Annotated in this window: 18 protein-coding genes and 1 pseudogene; 10 read left to right on the plus strand and 9 right to left on the minus strand. The window is 63.0% G+C overall.

Annotated features, from left to right (window positions below; all coding sequences use genetic code 11):
- From BM348_RS03590 to BM348_RS03610, 5 genes are all read right to left on the minus strand, one after another.
- Positions 1 to 807, minus strand: coding sequence for a CapA family protein (locus tag BM348_RS03590; RefSeq protein WP_092902056.1), 807 nt, complete (start codon positions 805 to 807; stop codon positions 1 to 3).
- A 233-nt stretch (positions 808 to 1,040) separates the two neighbouring features.
- Positions 1,041 to 1,718 (minus strand): helix-turn-helix domain-containing protein, encoded by a 678-nt coding sequence (locus BM348_RS03595; RefSeq protein ID WP_245779388.1) that lies wholly within the window; start codon positions 1,716 to 1,718, stop codon positions 1,041 to 1,043.
- A gap of 75 nt (positions 1,719 to 1,793) precedes the next feature.
- Positions 1,794 to 2,930: an FAD-dependent oxidoreductase gene (locus BM348_RS03600; RefSeq protein ID WP_217641991.1), complete on the minus strand. Its 1,137-nt coding sequence runs from the start codon at positions 2,928 to 2,930 to the stop codon at positions 1,794 to 1,796.
- The gene (locus BM348_RS03605) at positions 2,923 to 3,771 is read right to left on the minus strand and encodes an alpha/beta fold hydrolase (protein ID WP_245779389.1); all 849 of its coding nucleotides are present in this window, start codon (positions 3,769 to 3,771) and stop codon (positions 2,923 to 2,925) included. Before BM348_RS03605 ends, BM348_RS03600 begins: the two co-directional genes overlap by 8 nt.
- Positions 3,772 to 4,080: 309 nt before the next feature.
- Complete coding sequence (locus tag BM348_RS03610) at positions 4,081 to 5,313, minus strand: MBL fold metallo-hydrolase (RefSeq protein WP_092902065.1); 1,233 nt, start codon at positions 5,311 to 5,313, stop codon at positions 4,081 to 4,083.
- A gap of 103 nt (positions 5,314 to 5,416) precedes the next feature.
- Here BM348_RS03610 and BM348_RS21770 point away from each other — a divergent pair.
- From BM348_RS21770 to solA, 4 genes and pseudogenes are all read left to right on the plus strand, one after another.
- Positions 5,417 to 5,566: pseudogene (locus BM348_RS21770) on the plus strand (MBL fold metallo-hydrolase); the annotation flags it as partial.
- A 142-nt stretch (positions 5,567 to 5,708) separates the two neighbouring features.
- Positions 5,709 to 7,583 carry a formate/nitrite transporter family protein gene (locus BM348_RS03620; RefSeq protein ID WP_092902071.1) on the plus strand — a complete coding sequence of 625 codons (1,875 nt, stop codon included), beginning with the start codon at positions 5,709 to 5,711 and terminating at the stop codon, positions 7,581 to 7,583.
- Between the two features lie 170 nt (positions 7,584 to 7,753).
- Positions 7,754 to 8,200, plus strand: coding sequence for a hypothetical protein (locus BM348_RS03625; protein WP_092902074.1), 447 nt, complete (start codon positions 7,754 to 7,756; stop codon positions 8,198 to 8,200).
- 49 nt (positions 8,201 to 8,249) lie between these two features.
- Positions 8,250 to 9,374 carry an N-methyl-L-tryptophan oxidase gene (solA, locus tag BM348_RS03630; RefSeq protein ID WP_092902080.1) on the plus strand — a complete coding sequence of 375 codons (1,125 nt, stop codon included), beginning with the start codon at positions 8,250 to 8,252 and terminating at the stop codon, positions 9,372 to 9,374.
- Between the two features lie 85 nt (positions 9,375 to 9,459).
- Here solA and BM348_RS03635 read toward each other — a convergent pair whose 3' ends face one another.
- From BM348_RS03635 to BM348_RS03645, 4 genes are all read right to left on the minus strand, one after another.
- The gene (locus BM348_RS03635; protein WP_092902083.1) at positions 9,460 to 10,632 is read right to left on the minus strand and encodes a M24 family metallopeptidase; all 1,173 of its coding nucleotides are present in this window, start codon (positions 10,630 to 10,632) and stop codon (positions 9,460 to 9,462) included.
- The gene (locus BM348_RS03640; protein ID WP_092902086.1) at positions 10,629 to 12,536 is read right to left on the minus strand and encodes a UvrD-helicase domain-containing protein; all 1,908 of its coding nucleotides are present in this window, start codon (positions 12,534 to 12,536) and stop codon (positions 10,629 to 10,631) included. Before BM348_RS03640 ends, BM348_RS03635 begins: the two co-directional genes overlap by 4 nt.
- 84 nt (positions 12,537 to 12,620) lie before the next feature.
- Entirely contained in the window at positions 12,621 to 12,779 is a 159-nt protein-coding gene (locus BM348_RS21090; RefSeq protein ID WP_175507090.1) for a DUF7563 family protein, read from the minus strand.
- A gap of 290 nt (positions 12,780 to 13,069) precedes the next feature.
- Positions 13,070 to 13,252: an HVO_0416 family zinc finger protein gene (locus BM348_RS03645; protein ID WP_092902088.1), complete on the minus strand. Its 183-nt coding sequence runs from the start codon at positions 13,250 to 13,252 to the stop codon at positions 13,070 to 13,072.
- A 172-nt stretch (positions 13,253 to 13,424) separates the two neighbouring features.
- Here BM348_RS03645 and ubaA point away from each other — a divergent pair, with 172 nt between their 5' ends.
- The 6 genes from ubaA (at position 13,425) to speB (ending at position 19,064) form a co-directional block, all read left to right on the plus strand.
- Entirely contained in the window at positions 13,425 to 14,279 is an 855-nt protein-coding gene (gene ubaA / locus BM348_RS03650) for an SAMP-activating enzyme E1 (RefSeq protein ID WP_092902091.1), read from the plus strand.
- A 226-nt stretch (positions 14,280 to 14,505) separates the two neighbouring features.
- Positions 14,506 to 14,871 carry an Hsp20/alpha crystallin family protein gene (locus tag BM348_RS03655; protein WP_092902094.1) on the plus strand — a complete coding sequence of 122 codons (366 nt, stop codon included), beginning with the start codon at positions 14,506 to 14,508 and terminating at the stop codon, positions 14,869 to 14,871.
- A gap of 76 nt (positions 14,872 to 14,947) precedes the next feature.
- Positions 14,948 to 16,552, plus strand: a complete 1,605-nt coding sequence (locus BM348_RS03660) for an ABC1 kinase family protein (RefSeq protein ID WP_092902097.1) — start codon at positions 14,948 to 14,950, stop codon at positions 16,550 to 16,552.
- A gap of 104 nt (positions 16,553 to 16,656) precedes the next feature.
- Entirely contained in the window at positions 16,657 to 17,721 is a 1,065-nt protein-coding gene (locus BM348_RS03665) for a hypothetical protein (protein ID WP_092902100.1), read from the plus strand.
- 66 nt (positions 17,722 to 17,787) lie between these two features.
- Positions 17,788 to 18,162: a translation initiation factor IF-5A gene (locus BM348_RS03670; protein WP_092902103.1), complete on the plus strand. Its 375-nt coding sequence runs from the start codon at positions 17,788 to 17,790 to the stop codon at positions 18,160 to 18,162.
- On the plus strand, positions 18,162 to 19,064 hold the full coding sequence (speB, locus tag BM348_RS03675; protein ID WP_092902106.1) for an agmatinase: 903 nt from the start codon (positions 18,162 to 18,164) through the stop codon (positions 19,062 to 19,064). The genes BM348_RS03670 and speB overlap by 1 nt, the downstream gene beginning before the upstream one ends.
- The last annotated feature ends 62 nt before the right edge of the window (positions 19,065 to 19,126 follow it).

Consider the following 19,126-nt stretch of genomic DNA (forward strand, 5'->3'; position numbering starts at 1 on the left):
TCACCCAGTCATAGCATCCGCGTCGCTGACCCGGGCGAGGAGCGCTTCACGGTCACGCTCGTGAATAGAATGATAAATTCCAGGCGACTGCTGCTCTGTGGCGGGGGCACATCGCATCTGCATGAAGTAGTACGCGTCATCGGTCTGCCAATCAGGATTTGTCCGCCGGAGCCACTCCCCTTTAACTTGGTCAATCCCGGTCTGGGAGGCGATCATCCGAAGCTGATCGAGATGTTCAGGCATCATACGGTATGTCCACTCTACGTGAAGCGGATTGACACCGCATGTGCCATCGAACGTAGGCGTTGAGACACCCGCTTCTCCCCCAGGTGGGATACTCGTTGTAGCATTGAGGAGGCCGACACGGCCTGCTTCAGTGTCCAAATACGCTGGATCTCGCGCCTCGGTCAAGTTCCGTCCGATACCTGCGAACGTGAGATCGCGCGTACGCATCGCAGAGAGGGTGGTTCGAAGTCCAGTGGTCCCGAAGTCGAGAGCGTGATTAGAGGCGGCTGTGAAGAGATTTAGTCCCATGTCGGTCAGTTCGCCAAGAATACTGGGGGTGGTTCCCATGATTGTGCCTGGGAATGGGGCGAGGTACTGGTACTGGTCGGTCACCTGCCGCAGAGAGGCGTGTTGATTATCTGTGGTTACCAAGACAGGCTCGACCTGAGTTACCGCCGCATCCGTCTCACGGAGAACGTCAAGAAGCGCGGCAAACTCCTCCGTTTCGTCTTCCAGTTCTGATATAGACTGTGCGAGGATTGCGTCCCCTGTAGCAGCAACGGTAAACGGATCAGACGCCATAGCTAAAATTCAGATGCCTTCCACTTTGTCCTGATGAACCTGCCGTCCCTTCGTAATAACTCCCTCCCCGCTTATTATGTCAGCTTCGTAGGGGCACCGATTCAGTTTAGAAGAGCTCCGCCTCTCAGGCCAATCCGTCAACGTTGGACGACGTTCTCGGTCGGCGTAGAAAAGACTAATCGCCGAATGCTGGATTCCCCGCGAACCTGTGCCGGACGCATTTGACACTCTCGTCACTCCGTTTCGGTATGGCTTTGAATCACGGCTGCCTCTGCTTTCCGCACCAGTTCCCCGGCGGTACTCGTCGAGCAGTTTAGTACACCTGCGATATCAGCAACCGTTCCCTCCCGAGGTACTTCGTAATAGCCGACCGAGACCGCGGCCTCCAGTGCCGCCTCTTGCCGGTCAGTGAGGTGTGAAGGCGAGTTCTTCCGCTCGAAGTCGTGGACCTGTTCGATGGTGAGTTCACCGAGTTCGGAGAGCTTTTCGTAGAACGTACTGAGTGCCGCCGTTTCACCGACCGCTTCGAACTGTACCTCACCCGTCTCGAGAAAGACGACTGGCGGGAGGAAAATCACGTTTGAACCTTCGATTGTATCCAGCAGTGCCGAAGCGAACTCGTAGTCGGACTGCCGTAGAAACGCGTACGTCCCATCATTATCCACGACGAAGTTACTAACGAGAAGCGAGTCGATATGGGCGATGGCTTTCTCAGTCGCTTCTCGATCCCCGTCACACCAGAACAACGTCGTCGCGTCTTCGGTCGGACTCCACATCAGCAGCTCGGCCCGTGAAATCGATGTCCGCTCCATGATCTGCTGGTGAAGTGGGTGAATGAATCGCTTCGGATAGGTGGCCGAGAACTGGATTCGTTTCATGCCGCCGTTGAACGGCGTTCGACTGAGCCACATATCAATCAGTATGGTCTCGACCGAGCAGCTCCAAACCCAGTGCAATGATATGGAGGGATCTGGTCGTCATACTATCTAACGTAATTCACGTTTGAGAAACCATTCGAACAGCGGTGTCCGTTTCGTCAGACCGTTCCGTGCCCGACGAAGGACGGGTGATTTGAGGAGTGTGAACGTGGACTCAACTCGGGCAGTTCGGTGGACGCGTTTTGCATCGGGGCGGCGGCGCTGTTCGAACCGACTGAAAGCTTTCCGAGACGACGATCGGTCCGTCGTCAGCAGTTCTTGGGCTAGCACACGGGCGTCCTGTAGCGCGAGCGACGCGCCCATGCCTGAGATCGGGTGAACCGCGTGCGCAGCATCGCCGATTAATACGATACGATCTGTATGCCAGCTCTCACAGGAAACCTCTCGGACGCGGTCGAAGAACGGCTCGTCGTCCGTTCCGTCGAGGAGCGCCGGGAGTTTCCAACCAATGGCTTCTGCATGATCGCGGAGCGTCTCGCGGGCCGGCCCGGCTACCGGTGTGTCGTGGCGTGCGGCAAGATTGAATCCGACGCGGTCGCCGACGCGTGCCACGAATCCTTCACTTCCGGGACCCCAAACGCTGACCATGTCCGGGCCGATCTTGATGTCTTGATGAGCCCAGAGTGACCAGATGTACGTATCGCGTTCGCGTACCGTCCAGTCGGTAAAGCACTGCTCACGGACGGTGGAATGTACGCCGTCCGCACCGACGACAACATCGAACGTCTCCGTCGAACCGTCGTCGAATGTGACTTCAACGCCGCCGCGGGTCTCGTTGATTCGGACTGGTTCTGTGTCCATTCGGAGCCATGCTTCAGGAATATGATTATGGAGGGTCGCGTGCAGGTCGGCACGGTGAACCGCCAAGAGAAGCGATTGTCCTCGCGGGATCGACATCCGTGTGAGAACTTTCTCATCGCTCGCATGCACGGCAACCGCTCGCGGGTCAGTCGCGACCTCACGGACGGACGACAGAAGGTCGAGGTCCGCGAGTACAGCTTGGCCATCAGCCCAGAGGCCGATACCGTATCCACTCCTATCCCATTCGGCGCGCTGTTCGACTATCGTCGGTTCGTAGTCGAAACGGGCGAGGTAGTTTGCCACCGCGAGGCCAGCCAGACCTCCACCGACGATCAGCACGTCGGCGTCCATAGCTGTCGAACCGCCGTGTTGGGAGTCAGTCATCGATACCCTCCATCACGTGGGGAGTACTCCGAAGCAGCGTCTGAAGGTGGTCTGCATCGTCGAGAACGTGCAGTTCGGCGCTCGGTATCTCCCCTTCTAGGCGACGAGCCCCGGCAATCGGTACGTTCGTATCGTTACTCCCGTGCCACAACCGTACTTCTACGTCGATCTCGTCGAAGTCGACACCCCAGTCAGTTGCTGTATCGCGGAACTCAATCACTGCGCCATTGCGAGAATGGGCGAACGCCTCGACGAAGTCCTCCTTCACGATCTCTGCCGCAGCGTTGGCTACCGCGTCGTCATTTGCAGTATATTGCCCGACGACGAACGACGGATCCAAGCGTTCCGCCAGCCACATCTGTCCACGGAAGAGTCCTCGGAGGACGGATGGTGTCGTGGTCGCCAAACTCGCCAGGAGTCGTTGTATCGCAGGGGATTCATCGCTGGCGGTCGGGGGCGTCGCCCCGGCAATAATATCGATTTGGTTAATTCTCTCGGCTTGCGTTGCTGCTATTGATAGCGCGTATGGACTGCCACCAGAGAATGCGATGAGACCCGCAGTTTGCACGTCTGCGTCGTCCAGAACTGGCGTAACGAACTCAGCGGCATCACGCACTGAGCGATTCGGCCACGGTGAGGAGCGGCCGTATCCTGGTCTATCGGGCGCGAGTACTCGAACGCCGTTCTCCTGCGCTTCTGCCTCAAAAAGCGCCCCTAGCTGACGAGACCCGGGCGTTCCGTGGAGAAATACCACTGGAACTCCATCTGGACATCCGTATTCAGTATACGTGATCTGGCGGTCACTATCTACTGGAACGACGTTCATTTGTTGTTGGTCCAAGCTTGGTCTACGTTGAGAGCGGGTGGATGATGTCATTATCTGTAATTATTCGACCAAGTGTCGAGGGACTGGTGCCGGATCAATACGGTGGTATTTACGCACGCCGCAATCAATCAGCGGAAGCCTCGGCTATCTTATCGGCCGTTTCTCAGAATTTTCACCATGTTGCGGGCGGTAGTACGCCGTGAGAACAATCGCGGCCAGACGTCTGACACCGTGGTGGTTACGGCTATGTCTGCTGACCACTACGTGAATCTATTTGGCACAACCGCCGTAATCTATAATGGTGTTTTCGACAAGTCCAGGCAGCTAAGCTGTGACCTCGTCACCTAGTTCTGGTGCCGATGCCGCATATCCAATCTCAGAGAGTTCCTCAGCAAACGCATCACAGCGGTCGCCATGATTTACAAGAACCCGACTATCTTTATACTCACTGAGTAAGTTCAACAGTCCGTCACGGTCTGCATGTGCAGAGAAGTCGTACCATTCAGCCTGCGCGCTGACGGGCATGACGCGACCGTCGATCTCAGCTCGGCCAGATTCTAAAAGTTCGCGCCCCGGTGTCCCCTCGACCTGATAGCCCGTGAGCGCGATCTTGTTCGTTGGACTTGACCGAATCTCTGGAATGTACGTCATGGCCGGTCCTCCAGATAGCATACCGCTGGTCGTAACGATAACCGTATTCTGAGCAGCAATTCGTTTCCGCTGACCATCTCGGCCGGTGACGAAGCGAGCGTTCGACTTCGCTCGGCGGAGTGCCTCATCGTCTCGGACGAACTCTGGGTGGCGTCGGAGCATCTGAGTCACTTGTTTTCCCATACCGTCGACGTAACAGTCGATGTCACGGGCTTCACAGACAAGTAGCATCTCCTGTGTCCGTCCGATGGCAAATGCCGGCACGACGGCGGTACCGCCCTCCCAGAGCGTCGTTTCGATACTCTCGGCGAACTGATCCTCGATGCGCTGTCGACGCTCATGCTCGACGTCAGAGTATGTGCTTTCACAGATGACGACGTCAGCGTCGGGGCGGGCAGTCGATGCCGAGACCAATCGCTGATCTTCTGTATGGAAGTCCGCCGTGTAGAAGAGCCTCGTTTCGCCATCGTCTACGAGGACGTGAGCACTCCCCGGGATATGACCTGCGTTGAAGAACGTGATCTCGTGGCCAGCCGCCTCAAAGCTCTCTCGGTAGCTGTGCGTCTTGGAGACCTGAGTAACTCGCCGCACCTCTTCTTCCGTAAATGGACAGTCGTAGGTACCGCCGTGGAGTTTGAGCGTGTCGCGGGCAAGCGTCAGTGCTAATTCTCGTGTCGGTGGTGTCCAGTGGATCGGTGGGCGACGGTCGCCGGAGAGGAGCGATGGAATTGCGCCAACGTGATCGAGGTGACCATGACTGACTACAACAGCATCGGGGTCGGGCGTATCCACCGGAAACTGTGGCGGGTTCCCGGTCAACATCCCGTAGTCAAGAAGAAGGCGGTCGTTCACGAGGATGGCGCTCCGACCGACCTCGTGAACTCCACCGAGAAACCGGATTTTCATTACCCTCTGTTAGCAGCCCGCGATGTTTGTCCTCGTCGATTCCTTCTTGATATCCGGTCGGTCGATGGGTAATCACACTCTCTGACACATACCATATCCTTTCGGACTGCTTTCGTTTCTCGAGTCCTACCGCGAGACGGAGGTTCTCGCGGTTCACGGCGACCGGTGTGGGGCGTTCGCGGCCGAGTTAGCCGACGACGGGTTCGACGCGAGTGCGCCGGCGATTGGCGAGACGTGGACGAGTACAGCCTGACGACTCGTTTCGGTGGTCGGCTCGTCGAACGAGAGCCCACTCGAACGATACTCGAGTCTCCGTTCGTTTCGGCGGCACATGTCGCCGGTTTCGCGGGCTCAAAAGCCAAACGCTTAGTCGCTTTGCTCGTTTGACCCAACCAATGAACGATTCCGACTCCTCCGCGGAGGCGGGGGCAACACGGGAGGCGGAGACGACCCAGGAGCGGGATACGGGACCGCCCGACGAGGTGGATGCGGTCCGTGATGCGGTCGAGCGGTCCAGAAGCGGGGCGCCGGCGGTCGGTGCAGTCGTTCGGGATCGGTTTTCCTCCGACGAAGTGTTCCAGCGGATCGTGGCCGCCGCCGACGAGGAGATCACCTCCGGAAGTCGCGAACTGCTGTTTAGCAGCATCGCCGCCGGGCTGGCGATCTCGATCACGGTGTTGCTCTACTCGTCGCTGCGCGGTGCGACCGACGGACACCCGATACTGAGCGCGCTGCTGTACCCGCTCGGGTTCATCTACATCATCATCGGCGGCTACCAGCTTTACACCGAGAACACCCTCCCGCCCGTCGCGCTCACCATCGAGCGACTGGCCAGCGTCCCGGCGTTGCTTCGCCACTGGCTGATCGTCATCATCGGTAACTTCATCGGGGGAACGATCGGCGCGGCGGTCCTCGCGTGGGGCGGCGTCTTCTCGGACGACGCGGCTGACGCGGCGGTCTACCTCGGCACCCACGGCGCGGAGACGCCGTGGTTCGACCTCTTCTTCAAGGCCGCCTTCGCCGGGCTCATCGTCGCCGGCGTCGTCTGGGTCGCATTCGCCTCACGCGATACGATTTCCCGGCTCGTCGTCGTCTACCTCGCGTTTCTTGCGATCCCGCTGGGGAACCTCTTTCACGTGGTCACCTCCTTCACCGAAATGGCCTACGTCGTCTTCGTCGGCGAACTCGAGTTGCTCCCGGGATTGACGGGATTCGTCCTCCCGGTGTTGCTCGGCAACACCATCGGCGGCGTCGTGCTCGTCACCATCGTCAATTACTATCAGACCAGCGAGGAGCGCCTCGAGTCCGCCCGCTTCGGCGGGGCGGATTCGCGCCTCACCCCGACCGAGTGGCTGTTGGGCGGGATCGCCGGTCGCTCGTTCGTGCCCCTGATCGACACCGTCGAGGAGACCGCGGCGGACCCCGATACGTTCCGCATTCTCGTTCCGATCGCCAACCCGCGGACCGAGTCGGCGCTCGTCAACTTCGCGAGCACGCTCGCCAGCCAGAAGGAGTCGGCGGTCGTCCACGTCGTCCACATCGTCCAGCTTCCCGACCAGACGATCGCCGGCTACAGCATGGACCAGCGCCAGCAGATCATCGACGAGTCCGACAGCCAACTCGAGGGGATCCGCGAGACGGTCGAGAGCTACAATGTCGGCGTCGAGACGTCGACGGTTGTTACCTACCGTTCGTTCGAGGAGATCTTCAGGACCGCAGAGCGAAAGCACACCGACCTCGTCGTGATGAACTGGGAGGTCGACGACCTGTGGGACGCCGCCCGCGCCGAACGGCCGCTCGGCGAACTGACCCAGCAGCTTCCCTGTGACTTCCTGGTCCTCAGAGAGCGGGACTTGGACGCCTCGAGAATCGTGCTTCCGACCGCCGGCGGTCCGGACTCCGATCTGAGCGCCGAGGTCGTCAAACTACTCCGATCGGGGACCGGTTCGGAGATAACGCTGTTGCACATCGTCGACGGGCCGGACGAGCGCGAGGCAGGCGAGAAGTTCTTACGGGAGTGGGCCGCAGAACACGGATTAGACGATGCCACACTCGAGGTCGACGACTCCGGCGACGTCGAGGACGCGATCTGTCGCGCCGTCGACGACCAGACGATGCTCGTTATCGGTGCGACCGAACGAGGGCTCCTTTCGCGACTCGTCTCGGGGTCGTTACATCTCGAGGTCATCGAGAAAATCGATAAATCGGTCGTCCTCGCCGAACGGCCGACCAAGCGGAGTCTCTACGAGCGACTGTTCGGGCGTCGCTAACTCGGTCGGCACTGGTCGACCCGATCGCACTGGTTTGGCCGACCCGCCGATTCGAGCGTATCGCGTATGCCGACCTGCCGGTCCGATCGCACCGAGTTGGATCCGCTCGGCAGTCTATCCACCCCTCCCGTCTGTAACTTTTTGTCGCCACCCGCCGTCAGGGGGGTACCATGGACGATTCAGAGACACCACCGACCGGCGGAGCCGACGACCTCGAGCTGAGCGACGCGGAACTCGAGGCACTTCACAATCTCCAGCTGGGAATCGAGCACGTCCACCGGGCCTACGGCTCGCTGCTTGCGTTTCACCACCAGCTCGGCCACGCGATGGATCGAATGGCGGACGCGGAGTCCCGACTTCGAGACGCGGGTCACGACGCGTGGGCCGACGAACTCCGGGACCAGCACCTCCCGGCGGGCGCGGTCAGCGACCAGTGGACGTTCGAACTCGTCGAGGAGTTCTCCGAGGTCTTCCTCGAGGAACTCGATCGGTTCGAGAGCGAGGTGCGAGACGAGTTAGCCGACGGCCTCGACCACGTGAGCGAACGCCGACAGAAGCGCCGCGTTCGCGACCGGGCGGCGAACGGGCGCTCGAGCGGCGACGGTTCGGACGAGTGAGCCGTCGAAAGTGAGAAGGGTTTTCGTCCGTGCCGTGATACGTCGGTGCATGACCGACCGGTACGACGCGATCGTCCTCGGCGTCGGCGAGGTGGGCGCTGCGACGGTCGCGCACCTCGCCGAGCGGGGGACGACCGTCCTCGGCCTCGAGCGCGACGACGTTCCGCGCGGAGACGGTTCCGCCGGGACGCGTCGCATCCGACGCGCGTACGAGGGCGACCCCGCGTACGTTTCCCTGCGCCGACGTGCCGACGAACTCTGGACCGACCTCGAGGCGGGCCACGACAGGCGGCTCACCTACGAGACCGGGTCGATCGAGGCCGGACCCGCGGGAAGCGATCGCCTCGAGCGATCGCGCCAGGCCTGCGAGGAACACGGCCTCGAGTACGAATCGCTCTCGAGTGCGGCCCTCTCCGATCGGTATCCGGGATTTCAACTCCCGGAGGCGTACGAGGCGATATACCAACCCGACGGCGGCTTTCTCGCTTCCCAGCGGTGTATCGTCGCCCACGTCGAGCGCGCCCACGACGCGGGGGCGACGATCCGGGCTCGAGAGCGCGTCGTCGGCTGGCAGTCGACGGGAGACGGCGACGTCACCGTCGACACGGACCACGCGAGGTACGAGGCGGACAACCTCGTCGTCACGGCCGGCGCGTGGACCGCACAGTTCGTCGACGAACTCGAGGGAATCGTCGTTCCCGACCGACAGGTGCTGGCGAGGCTCCAGCCCGAGGTACCGGAATCCTTCGAACCCGAAGCACATCCGGTCTGGACGCTGCAGGTTCCCGAGGGCCTATTCTACGGGTTTCCCGTCCACGACGTCCCCGGGTTCGAGCTCGGCCGGTGTAATCGTCGGGAGACCGCCGACTCACCGCGCGCGTTCGAACGCGAACCGACGCAGGCGGACGAGCGTCTCCTCCGGGAGTTCGCCGAGGAGCACTTCCCGGACGGCGCGGGGCCGACGATGGGTCTGCAGGCGCGTCCGTCGGCGAGTACGCCCGACGGCGATTTCGTCCTCGATACGCTCGCCGACCACCCGCAGGTCGCTATCGGTGCCGGTTTTTCGGGCCATGGGGCCACGTTCGCGACCGCGATCGGCGAGGTGCTCGCGGACCTCACGCTCGAGGGCGAAACCGAACACGACATCGAGACGTTTTCGCTGGACCGGTTCTGAGCGGTTCAGTCGCCGGTCTTCCCTATTTTTCGTTCGCGTCCGCGCGTGTTCGTAATAGATGCGACTCCGATCTATACGGTCTGAGCTATCGCGGCTCTGCATCCGCGTACGCCCCGGGATCGAGCGACCGAGACGGCGACTCGAGCCACTGTGCGGGTCGACCGGGGGCGAGCAGGTCGGCGATGCGAACCGATCGGCCGTCGCCGACGCGAACCGCCGCTTCGATCCGGACGACGGTTTCGGGTCCGACGTCGGAATCGGCCGCTGCGGGCGCTTCTCGCGGCTCGAGCCCGACGCCGGTAACGCGGGTATCGACGGCGTCCGCCTCGCCGAACCCGTACGCACGAATCTCGGCCTCGAGTTCGGCTTCGACGGCCGTAGTCGTGTGGGTCGCGTCCGTCAGCATCGACCGTACGGACCGAAACGCCTGGGTCAGTGCGACGTGTGCTCGCCGAGAATCGCCGCCGTCGCTATCGACGACGAACGTGCGGACCAGTCCGCCGTGATATCCCTCGCGGCCGCGCGGTGAGGCGGCGACGGTGATCGGTTCGCCCGCGCGAAGCACATCGTCGCTCGTCTCGGCTCTGTCGCCGCTTGCTCCGGCACTGTCGTCACTCGTTGCGGGTGCGTCGTTTCGCATCCCACCAGTAACCCGCGTCCGTCCGTCGGGAAGCGATCCCGCCGCCACGATTGCCTCGTCGATCGCAATTCGAAGTCGCTCGCCCGTTAACGGCGTTCCGCCGGCGAGCAGCGCCCCTTCGTCGTCGCTGTCGGATTCGGCGAGCACCGTCGCCGCTCGCTTCACGCCGGCTGCGGTCGCCTGTTGGGCCCGTTCGATCAGCGCGCGCTCGAGATCCGTTTTCGAGCGTCGGGAGCGAGTCAGGACGTCGCTCGAGGCGAGCGTGAACCCGTTCTGCTCGAGATAGAGTGCGGCGTCGTGGGGAATCGTCGCCGGCGCGAGCACGGTTCCGGGGACTCCATCGTCCGCGAGTCGAGTCGCGAGTTCGTCGACCGGATGCCGGGGCCAGTCTTCGGGGACGCCGCGACGGCTGACGTGGTGCCACCGCGTGCCGTCGAACGCGACGGCGTGGGTCGTATCGAACGAATCGGCCGTCGGAGCGCTCTCGATCGAATCGATCGCTCGCAGACAGTACTGAACCGCCGGGTCGCGGGACGGCCCGGCGTGGACGAACGCCGCGGCGTCTCTCGAGGACAGCGTCGACGCGACGCGCGCGGTCGGGGACACACGCTCGCTCACGGCGCTTCCGCTTCGACCTCGGGTTCGGCTTCGTCGGCGTCCGGATTCTGGGCCTGTTCGACGAGCTCCTCGAGGGGCGTGTCGGTCAGGCGGTTGTTGAGCAACACGTCGACCGGAAGCGTCGGCGCGCCGTCGACGAGGTTCTCGAGCAGGACCAGCCGTTCTCGAGCGCGGGACATGCCGACGTAGAAGACCCGGCGTTCGTTGTCGGTGAGGACGGGGACCGGCGAGGTCGTCTTGGTGAACTCCTCGCAGCCGGGAATGTCCGTGATCCCCTCGGCGTCGTTCTCGAGGTCGGCGGTCGATCGGTCCTCGATGGTCGCGACCATCTGTTCGACGACCTTCTCGGTGAGGTCGGTGCCGACGACGACGTGGTCGGCTTCGCGGCCCTTCGCGGAGTGGATCGTTCCGACGCGGACGCGGTCGGTCGCCATCTTCTGGTAGCTGCCGATCGCGAAGTAGGCTTTGACGCTCTTTTTCTGGAAGTTCGTCACCTTTCGGAGCATGTCCGAGGCGGATTCGGGCCCGGGCATAAACGGCGTATGGTCGGCGACGACCTCGGCCGGGATCATGAGCTCTTCGAGGTCGTCGATGCCGGCTTCTTCCTGGCGCTCGTCGATCGTATCGAAGAGGTCGTCGCGCTCGTTGGTTCCGAACGCGGAGTCCTGGAGCATGTCGGCGAGGCGACGGGCCTGCAGTCCGGTGACGTCTTCGCCGTTATCGATCGCCTCGACCGCGCGCACGTACTGGGTGAGACGGTCGGTCCACATCCGCTGGTCGGTCAGCGAGGTGAAGGGGACGCCCTCGGTGATGAACTCGTCGATGAACTGGAACATCTGGTACCGGGCCCGGAACAGGATCATGATCGTCCCCTCGCCTTCGACCAGCGTCTGTCGGACGAGTCTGACGACGTCGAGCATCGACGCGTTGCGTTTGGCCTCGACGGCGCCGCCTTCCTTGCGCGGTTTGAGGTCCTTGTCCTGTCGCTTCTCGATGTGTCTGATCTCCTGATTGACCGCGTTGAGCACGTTCGACGGCAGCCGGTAGGAGTTCGGGAGGATGATGTCCTCGTCGACTTCCTCCTCGAGCAGCAGGGCCGGGTCCGCGCCCTGCCAGGAGTAGACGACCTGGTCGTCGTCGCCGGCGATCAGGACCTGATCGACGTAGGGTTTCCACTCCTGATAGACATCGTACTGCAGCGTGGTGATGTCCTGGAACTCGTCGATCACCAGGTAGTCGACGTTCGGGACGAGCGAGCGCTGTCTGACCCGCTCTAGCATGTCCGCGAAGCCGATCTTCTCTTCGGAGCCCTTGTAGTTTCGCCAGGCGCGGATCGCCTCCGGCACGTCGATCCGGTCGTCGTCCGAGGGCCACGTCGGGGTGTACTTGTTCCCCTCCTGGGCGTTCGGATCGATTTCCGGGGGGAGCCGAACCTCCTCGACGTCCCACTGGAAGGGGACGTCGTACCAGTCGACGACCTCCCGTCGGGTCCGCTGGAGCCACTGGCTCGTCGCGATGATCTTGTTTCCGATCGTCGTCGAGCGGGCGGTCCGCCTGCCGGCACCGCTGTACTCGTCTTCGAACTCGATTCCGTAGTCCTCGCAGAACTCCTCCTTGTCGGATTCGCCGATCACGTCGCCGCGAGAGAGATCCAGCAGATCGTACGCCTTGGCGTGCATCGTACAGACGTTGCCCTGGAGGGCTCGCGGACTCTCGTCGAGTCGGTCGGCGAGTCGCTCGCGGACCTCCTGTGCGGCCGCTCGCGTGTACGAAACGACGAGAATGTCTCGGAATGTAACGTTGTCGTCTTCGAGAATTTCTTCAACCTGGTCGAGAAGAGCGGTCGTTTTCCCGCTTCCCGGGCCGCCAAACAGCCGGGTAACCGTCGTCTCCGTGGTAGTCATTGTACCGGTACAAGGGCGCGAGACGCATAAGTCACGTGGATTGTCGCCGAGCGAATCCCTCTCTGGCGGAGGGTTTTGGACACGTCAGGCAGTTCGCGTCGAGCGGGCGGTTCTGACTTCGGCTCCGTCACGGACTTTGTCGGGACAGCGGGGGCAGACTCGCGGCTCATCGACTCCCTGCGGGGTGAACACTTTCGCGTACCGCTCCGTGACGAACGAATCGCAGTTCTGGCAGGTGGGCATCGTCGTTTCGAGATCGGTCCCTCTCGTATTTAATCATTACTACTAACATTTATAGGGAAAAATAAGGGGAGTGAACAGATGTGAGTAGAAACCGCGGCCGGATCGAAACCGAACGTCCCGATCTTCAGTCACACCTCTCGCGGACGGTCCGAACGCGCGACGGGACGACGAGAGCCCGTGTGACGATGCTTCTCCCGTGTCATCGCTCGAGACGAAACCGCGACGGGTCGGTTCCGGACGGCCGTCCGGAACCGACCCGAGAAACCTCGATCCGTTTTCGGCGTCAGACGTTATCGGTGTGGCGACCAGCCACAGACGGTGCAGTCCGTCGCCGCCGTATCGTGTACGCCGCCACACTCCGGACACTGTTTCTTGTTATACGTCCGTTCCCAGCCGGCGTCTGTGACATCGTGACCGCGTTCTGCGAGGAATTGATCGAACACGTCGTCGGCACCACTGGGTGAGGTTGCCATAGTCATGGTATGGCACACCAGAGTATTAAATCAATTGGTTGGCCCACTTTGTCGCCGCGAAAGGGGACAATATAGGCTTCCGACGGCCGCTTACGGTGGATATAATCGATGGGTGCGACGCGTTCAGCCACGGACCCTCGCCCTTTTGTTCGCCATCGCCCTATCGGCTGGTATGAGCGATCTTCGGCTCGACGCGACGCAACTCGAGCGGTACTCGAGACACGTGATCATGGACGAGGTCGGCCCGGAGGGTCAACAGCGGCTGCTCGAGGGATCCGTGCTGATCGTCGGCGCCGGCGGGTTGGGTTCGCCGGCGATCCAGTACCTCGCCGCGGCAGGCGTCGGTCACGTTGGGATCGTCGACGACGACGTCGTCGAGCGCTCGAACTTGCAGCGCCAGATCGTCCACGCCGACGGCGACGTGGGGACCCCGAAAGTCGAGAGCGCGGCCTCGTACGTCGACGCACTGAACCCCGATATCGACGTCGAGACCTACGAAACGCGACTCACCAGCGAAACGATCGCGGACATCGCGGGGGACTACGACATCGTCTTGGACGCGAGCGACAACTTCGCCACGCGATACCTGTTGAACGACTATTGTGCACTCACTGGGACGGCACTATCACACGGCGCGATATACCGGTTCGAGGGCCAGATAACGACGTTCACGAACGGTAGTCTCGCGGCCGAAGACGACTCGGATCCGGAGCGGCCGTGCTACCGGTGTCTGTTCCCCGAAGCGCCCGAACCCGGCACCGTTCCGGACTGTGCGACCACCGGCGTGCTCGGTGTCCTCCCCGGGACCGTCGGCTGCGTGCAGGCGACCGAGGTCGTCAAGTACCTGCTGGGGACAGGCGACCTGCTCGAGGGCCGGCTCCTCATGTACGACGCGATGGACATGTCCTTCGAGACGGTCGAGATCCGACGGAATCCGGACTGTCCGGTTTGTGGCGACTCGAGTGCGATCGATTCTGTGGGCGAGGTCAGCTACGACGGCACGTGTCAGGTGTCACGCGCGGAATAACACCGGTGGTCGAGTCGTCTAAGCACGGTCGAATCGACGCTGTGAGAGTCGGCGTGCCGATCCGGAACCGCGGACCACACCGAGGGGTTACAACGGACCCGCAGTCGGGGTTCGCGACGGGCCCGAAGCGGCGGACCACACGGGCTAACACTGGGTGACTGGCGCGACCGACGGCCTCCGCGACCGCGGGCTTTTTCGTATCCGCGTCCTAACGTGTGACCATACCATGTCTACGCTCCGCGAGGCGCTGGGTGACCTCTCCGACGACGTCTTCTTCGATCTTCTCGAGAGCGACGACGAGTACCTGCTCGTTCTCGACATCCCGGGCGTCTCCGCCGAGACCCTCCAGGTGGCCGTCGCAGGCGGACAGATCGAAATCGACGCGAGCCGCGAGAAATCGGTGGACGACGACTACCGATACGTCGAGGAGAACCGATCGCTGTTTCTCGACGTTTCGCTTCCGTTACCCGACGACGCGACCGAGACCGGCGCGAGCGCGACCGTCGAACGGGGCGTCCTCGAGGTGACCCTGCCAAAGCGCGAGGCCGCGGCGGAGACGACGATCGACGTCGTCGCCGGGGAGGACGCCTAACGCGGGGTGGCCTGATCTGTCGACTCTCCGCGCGTATCGGCGGTTCGTCGTCGTCGCGTGGCAGTTTCTCCCGCTGTTGGTCGCCTACGCCCGCGATCGACGGCGCTTTTTCCTGTTCGGCGGCTCGAGGCGAGTCGATCCGGAGACCCACGAACACCGCGCCGAGGTCCTGCTCGAGTCGCTGTTGACGCTCGGGCCGACGTTTATCAAACTCGGGCAGTTGCTCTCGACCCGCCCCGATATCCTCCCGCCGGAGTACATCGAGGTGCTCTCGGCCTTGCAGGACGAGGTTCCGCCGGCCGACTGGACGGAAGCGAAAGCCGTCCTCGAGGAGGAACTGGGACCGGTAGACGAACGCTTCGAGGCCTTCGACACCGACCCGATCAGCGGGGCCAGTCTCGGACAGGTGTATCGCGCACGGATCGACGAGCGTGACGTCGCGGTCAAGATCCGCCGCCCCGGCATCGAGACGCTGGTCGAAACCGATCTTCGGGTGATCCGGTGGTCGATGCCGATCCTGCTGTACTTCGTCGACGAGTCGCGGTCGTTCTCCCTCGGGAACCTCGCCGAGGAGTTCTCGCGGACGATCCGCGAGGAGATGGACTACGAGCGCGAGGCACGGATGCTAGAGGAGATCAAGGCGAACTTCGCGGGCGACGAGCAGGTCCGAATCCCGGCGGTGCTCGAGAGCCACTCCGGTCCGCGCGTGCTCACGATGGAGTACGTCGAGGGGACGAAGATAAACGACGTTGACGAACTCGACGCGAAGGGGATCGACCGGGGCGAGGTCGCGAAGTCCTTAGAGCGGGCCTACCTGCAGATGATCATCGACGACGGCGTCTTCCACGCCGATCCCCACCCCGGAAACCTCTCGGTGACCGACGACGGCACGATCGTCTTCTACGACTTCGGGATGTCGGGGTCGGTCGACGAGTTCGTCCAGCAGAAGATCGTCGAGTTCTACGTCGCGGTCGCGAATCAGGACATCGACGCGATACTGGACGCGCTGATCGAGATCGGGACGCTGAGTCCGGACGCCGACCGCGCGGTGATGGCGGAGGTGATGGAACTGGCGATCCAGAACGCGCGCGGCGAGGCCGTCGAGCAGTACCGCGTCCAACAGATCGTCGGCCAGATCGAGGACTCGATCTACGAGTTCCCCTTCCGACTGCCGAAGAACCTCGCGCTCGTCCTCCGGGTCGCGACGGTCGTCGAGGGCGTCTGTCTCACCCTCGATCCGGACTTCGACTTCATCTCGACGGCGACCGACTACCTCACAGAGGAGGGCTATCGCGAGGAGTCGGTCCGCAAGTACCTCGAGGAAACCGGCGAGCAGCTCCGGCGGTCGGGCGAGTCCCTGACCCGAATCGCGCCGAAGGCGGAACGAACGCTCGATCGAATCGACCGGGACGACCTCTACGTCCGGGTCGGTCTCGAGGACGAGAAGAACGTCTTCGCCGTGCTGGCAAAGCGGCTCATCTACGGGATGTTACTGACGATGTCGCTGTTCTCGATGGGCGTCCTCTACGCGCTCGGCGCGCCCGAGGCGTCGATCGTCGCCGCCGTCTTCGGAGCGGCCGTGACGGTGCAACTGTACCGTTCGTTCCGGAAGCGACGCGGGCTCAGAGCGGAACCGCAGTTCGCCAAGCAGCGGTTCCGACAGCGCCAGCGCGAGAAGTGACTCGGTGCGGATTTGACGGGACGAGCCGAAACGACGGCCGGTAACTCGTTCGCTGGACCGATAGAAGGGTGAAACCATATCCCGCTGGCTCCCCTCGTGAGACCATGGACTACGATCGAATCGCCGATCTGTCGGTCGCGATCGACTCGGTTTCGACGGAGCGACTCGAGGCCGATACGACCAGCGGCTTCACCCGGGTGACGACGCTGTTTTCGCTGTCCGGCCCCGCCGAAAACGGCCGAACGGCGACGGGGACGGGCGAGGACGTCACCTACGAAACGGACGAACACCACGCGCTAGCCGAAACCGGACTCGAGGATCTCTCCGGCGAGTACACGATCGACTCCTTCTCGGCCCGCCTCGCCGACGCCGATCTCTTTCCTGCGGGCGCTCCCGACCGCGAGGTGTTCCGGAACTACCGCCGCTGGGGGCTCGAGAGCGCCGCGCTCGATCTGGCGCTCCGGCAGGCGGGGACGGATCTGGGAACCGAACTCGGGCGCTCGCTCGATCCGGTTCGGTTCGTCGCCAGCACCCGCCTCGGCGAGCCGCCCTCGACGGATCGTCTCGAGACGCTGCGCGAACGCGTTCCCGACCTCGAGTTCAAACTCGATCCGACGCCGGAGTGGGACGACCCGGTCGTCGCGGCGGTTACGAACACGGCACCAGTTCGGATTCTCGATCTCAAGGGCCAGTACGAGGGGACCGACGTGGACGTGCCCGCAGATCCGGCGCTGTATCGTCGCGTGCTCGAGGCGTTCCCCGAGGCGATCGTCGAGGACCCCGCACTGACCTCGGAGACCGAGGACCTCTTCGACGACCCCGACGTGCGCGATCGAGTCTCCTGGGACGCGCCGATCCACGGCCTCGAGGACGTCGAGGCGCTCCCCTGGGAACCGAAGTGGCTCAACATCAAGCCCTCTCGATTCGGCTCGCTCGAGTCGCTGCTCGAGACCATCGCGTTCTGCGACGAACGCGACATTCGCCTCTACGGCGGGGGCCAGTTCGAACTCGGCGTCGGTCGGACACAGATCCAAACGCTGGCCTCGTTGTACTATCCCGAGACGCCGAACGACGTCGCGCCGCGGGCGTACAACGTCCCCGAGATCACCGACGAGTTGCCGGCGAGCCCGCTCGAGATTCCCACCGAATCCGACGGGTTCGGCTGGTGAACGAGTCGGAATCGGCCGCTCGTCCGATCCAAACGGTTTATGCCGTTCGGTTGATTATCCCGGCGTATGGCGAAACAGCAGCAAGAAGTTCGCGATCTCCAGGAAGGAAGCTACGTCGTCATCGAGGATACGGCGTGTAAGATCAACGACTACAGCACGGCAAAGCCGGGCAAACACGGCAGCGCTAAGGCCCGCATCGAAGCCGAGGGGGTCTTCGACGGCAAGAAGCGATCGCTCTCCCAGCCGGTCGACGCGAAGATCTGGGTCCCGATCATCGAGCGCAAACAGGGCCAGATCGTCTCCGTCGACGGCGACGACATGCAGGTGATGGACCTAGAGACCTACGAAACCATTACGATGCGTGTCCCCGACGACGAGGACGTTTCGCCCGACGAGAACATCGAATACCTCGAGATGGAAGACCAGCGGAAGATCGTCTAATGTTTCCCGGGGCGGCCGACTACCGACGAGCCGAGACGAGCGGGCGAGAGCCCGACGCGGACTTCGTGGTCGTCGGCGCGCCCCTGGACGCCTCGACGACCTTTCAGCCGGGGGCCCGATTCGGTCCCCGTCGCATTCGAACCTTCTCCGAAAGTTACGACGATTACGACCGCCGTACGGACCAGCACTTCTCCGAGCTACGGGTCTTCGACGACGGCGACGTTCGCGCGTGGGACGACGCGGCGGAGTACCTCGAGTTCCTTGAAGGGACGCTCACCGACGTGGTCTGGGACGACGCCGTTCCCCTGCTGCTCGGGGGCGAACACACCGTCTCGCTGGCCGGCGTTCGCGCCGTCGAACCCGATGTGTTCGTCTGTCTCGACGCGCACCTCGACCTCCGAGACGAGTACGACGGCAACGACCTCTCTCACGCCTGTGTCACCCGGCGCATCCTCGAGAGCGTCGACTCGGTCGAGGAGGCGATCGTTATCGGGGCCAGAACCGGCAGCGAGGCCGAGTGGGAGCGCGCCGAGGCCGCGGACGTGACGGTCGTTCCGCCGGAGGCGGTGTCGAGCCCCGACTCGCTGCTCGAGTCCGACTCGGCCTCGAACCCCGAATCCGTCTCGGCCCCGGACCTCGAGTCGATGCTCGACGAACGGGACGCCTACCTGAGCGTCGACATCGACGCCGTCGATCCCGCCTACGCGCCGGGTACGGGAACCATGGAACCGTTCGGCCTCGAGCCCCGGGAACTCCGTTCGGTCGTGCGCGCCGTCGCGCCTGCCGCGAGCGGGTTCGACGTCGTCGAAGTGAACGACCGCGACGACGGTCAGGCGGCGGCGCTCGCCGGAAAGCTCCTCCGCGAGTTCGCGTTTTCGGCCGCCGCCGAACGTGGGGAGTGACGGTTCTCGGTCGCGGTCCGTTTCTCCGCGGGTGGGTGCTCGATCGACGATAGCACCGCAGC

This window comes from Halostagnicola kamekurae, assembly GCF_900116205.1.
GTDB lineage: Archaea > Halobacteriota > Halobacteria > Halobacteriales > Natrialbaceae > Halostagnicola > Halostagnicola kamekurae.